Origin of the sequence: Mesorhizobium sp. M7A.F.Ca.CA.002.04.1.1 (assembly GCF_004022805.1) — a bacterium.
Classification (GTDB): domain Bacteria; phylum Pseudomonadota; class Alphaproteobacteria; order Rhizobiales; family Rhizobiaceae; genus Mesorhizobium; species Mesorhizobium ciceri.
In genome coordinates, this window is record NZ_RZPL01000789.1 from 1 (window position 1) to 2,490 (window position 2,490).

The window sequence follows — 2,490 nt, forward strand, 5'->3', positions numbered from 1 at the left end:
ACACATGGAACGGCCTGCGGGGAATGTTTGTCCACTCCCCGCCAGCCACGGCGCCGTCACTTCTTGCCGTAATATTCCTTGAGCTTGTCTTCCGGCAGTTCGCTTGGCCACCAGACATTGGCGGTCAGGTCATCGCGATAGTATTTCTTGGCCTTGTCCTGGTCCCATCCGTCGGGATTGTAGACATAGCGCTTGTAGAGCTGCTTGCCTTCCAGAAGGGCAACGGCAGCGCGCACGCCGGCAGCGCCCTGGGCGGGACTGTATTCCGGAGAGATCGACTTGAACCCATCCGTAATCCACTGGCCGAAATAGCCATTGTTGCCCTCGCCCGAAATCGGCGGAATGGGTGTGCCGAACTGCTTGAAGACATCGACGCAGGCGCGCGTCATGTCGGCGCCGGACGACCAGATGCCGTCGACCTGCGGATTGTTCAGATAGAGCGTCTCGCACAGCTTCTTGGCCTTGTCGTACTGCCAGTCGCCATGCTCCTCGGCAATGATCTGCACATGCGTGCCCTTGAGCGATTCCAGGAGGCCGTTATAGCGGTTGGTGTCTTCCGGATGGCCGGCCAGGCCACGCAGGACCCAGATCTTGCCGTTGTCGCCGACGGTCTTCACCAGCCAGTCGCCCATGACCTTGCCGAAGTGCTCGGCGCCGCCCTGGATTTCGGTGGTGTAGGCGTCGGAATCGATACGCCCGGTGTGAAGGATGACCGGGATGCCGGCGGCGACCGCCTTGGCGATGCTGGCATTGGCCGACGTGCTGGTCACCGGTTGAACGATGATGGCGTCGACATGCTGTGCGATCAGGTCCTCGATATCGGCCACCTGCTTCTTCTGGTCGAAGCCGGCATCGAGCAGGATGAATTTCGAGATGCGCTTGTCCTTGGCCGCGGCGTTCTCCGCCTCATGCGCCACCTGCACCGTCCAGGTGTTTGCGTTGACACCGAAGTCGCTCATGCCGATGACCCAGGGCGGGTCCTTCTTGAACGCACCGGCGGCGGTCATGCGCGTGTCGTCGGGGCGCGGCGCCACGCCGTCCATCAGCTTGACGTCTTGCGCATGCGCCAGGGACGTCACGGCAAGCGTGGACGCAACGAGCATCCCCAGGCCGACGGTTTTCAGCAATCCTAACATTGAACACTCCTCCTTGTGGTTGCTCCGGCCTACAAATTCGTATGGCCACGAGACGCTCTCCCAATGCATGCCCCCGTCACAAACCGACCGATGCGCGCAATTCTCCCGCCCCCGAACACATGCGTGTCGAAGCCCAACTTCTGCTGGACGATGATGACGGTCGAGAACTCCTCCGGGCACTTTAGAAGCACAGCGGATTCGCCCTGTCAATAGTTAGTCAGGTTGAATGACTATTCCCTTGCTTGCCTTTCGCCGCTCCACTATCCATCATGAATGGCGCTCGCCGGCTTCGGCGCGCAGTCTGTCCCGGCGGGAAAAACATGCGATCAGTCTTGTGCTACGGCGACTCCAACACGCACGGCCAGATCCCCGGCAGGGGGCCGCTCGAGCGCTATGGTCCGGGTGAACGCTGGCCGGGCATATTGCGTTCTCAGCTGGGCCCTGACTGGTATGTCATCGAGGAGGGGTTGAGCGGCCGCACCACCGTCCACGACGACCCGATCGAGGGCGCCCACAAGAACGGCCGAACCTATCTTCGTCCTTGCCTGCAGAGCCATGCGACGCTCGACCTCGTCATCATCATGCTCGGCACCAACGATCTGAAGATCCGCTTCAACAAGCCGCCGTCGGAAGTGGCGATGGGGATCGGCTGCCTCGTCTACGACATCAAGGAGCTGGCGCCAGGTCCGGGCGGCTCGACGCCCGAGATCATGATCGTGGCGCCACCGCCGATGCAGGACGACGTCAAGGAATGGAAGTCCATATTCGCCGGCGCGCCGGAGAAATCGCGCCTGCTCGCGCTCGAGTTCGAGGTTCTGGCGGACTCGCTCGAACTGCACTTTTTCGATGCCGGCTCGGTGGTGTCGTGCAGCGAGGCGGACGGCTTTCACATCGATGCCGAGGCGCACAGATTGCTGGGCACCGCGCTCGCCCGCGCGGTCGATGCCATCGGCTGGAGCCGCTCGACATGAGCAACCATACCGCCGCCAGGCAACGCGCTCTTACCGACGGGGCGACCTTTGCCTGACATGAGATTCGCACCACCCAATCCCTTGCGCATCGCCGATCGTGCGAGCGGGCTGAATGCATTGAGCGTCCGCAGCTACAACGAGCGGCTGGTGCTGTCCCTGCTGCTTCAGAACGAAGGCATTTCGCGGATGGAAATCGGCGAGAAGACCGGCCTGTCGGCGCAGACGGCTTCAGTCATCGTTCGCTCGCTCGAGCAGGAGGGCCTGGTCTCGCAGGGCGAGGCGCAGCGCGGCCGCGTCGGGCCGCCGACGATCCCGCTTTCACTCAACCCGGAGGGCGCCTATGCGGTTGGCGTCGGCTTCAGCCGGCGCAGGATCGACATCGC

Annotated in this window: 3 protein-coding genes; 2 read left to right on the forward strand and 1 reads right to left on the reverse strand. The window is 62.7% G+C overall.

Annotation, left to right across the window (positions count from 1 at the left end; all coding sequences use genetic code 11):
• Window positions 1-56 precede the first annotated feature (56 nt).
• Window positions 57-1,136 carry a substrate-binding domain-containing protein gene (locus ENZ75_RS28465; RefSeq protein ID WP_013530473.1) on the reverse strand — a complete coding sequence of 360 codons (1,080 nt, stop codon included), beginning with the start codon at window positions 1,134-1,136 and terminating at the stop codon, window positions 57-59.
• A 320-nt stretch (window positions 1,137-1,456) separates the two neighbouring features.
• Here ENZ75_RS28465 and ENZ75_RS28470 point away from each other — a divergent pair, with 320 nt between their 5' ends.
• Both ENZ75_RS28470 and ENZ75_RS28475 read left to right on the forward strand, forming a co-directional pair.
• Entirely contained in the window at window positions 1,457-2,107 is a 651-nt protein-coding gene (locus ENZ75_RS28470) for an SGNH/GDSL hydrolase family protein (protein WP_023809404.1), read from the forward strand.
• A gap of 57 nt (window positions 2,108-2,164) precedes the next feature.
• A partial coding sequence (locus ENZ75_RS28475) for a MarR family transcriptional regulator (RefSeq protein ID WP_128278493.1) occupies window positions 2,165-2,490 on the forward strand: 326 nt, incomplete at its 3' end.

What these genes read in the sequence shown, in the direction of transcription:
- ENZ75_RS28465 (WP_013530473.1), bottom strand. Translation starts at nt 1,136, where the DNA reads ATGTTAGGATTGCTGAAAACCGTCGGCCTGGGGATGCTCGTTGCGTCC.
- ENZ75_RS28470 (WP_023809404.1), top strand. Translation starts at nt 1,457, where the DNA reads ATGCGATCAGTCTTGTGCTACGGCGACTCCAACACGCACGGCCAGATC.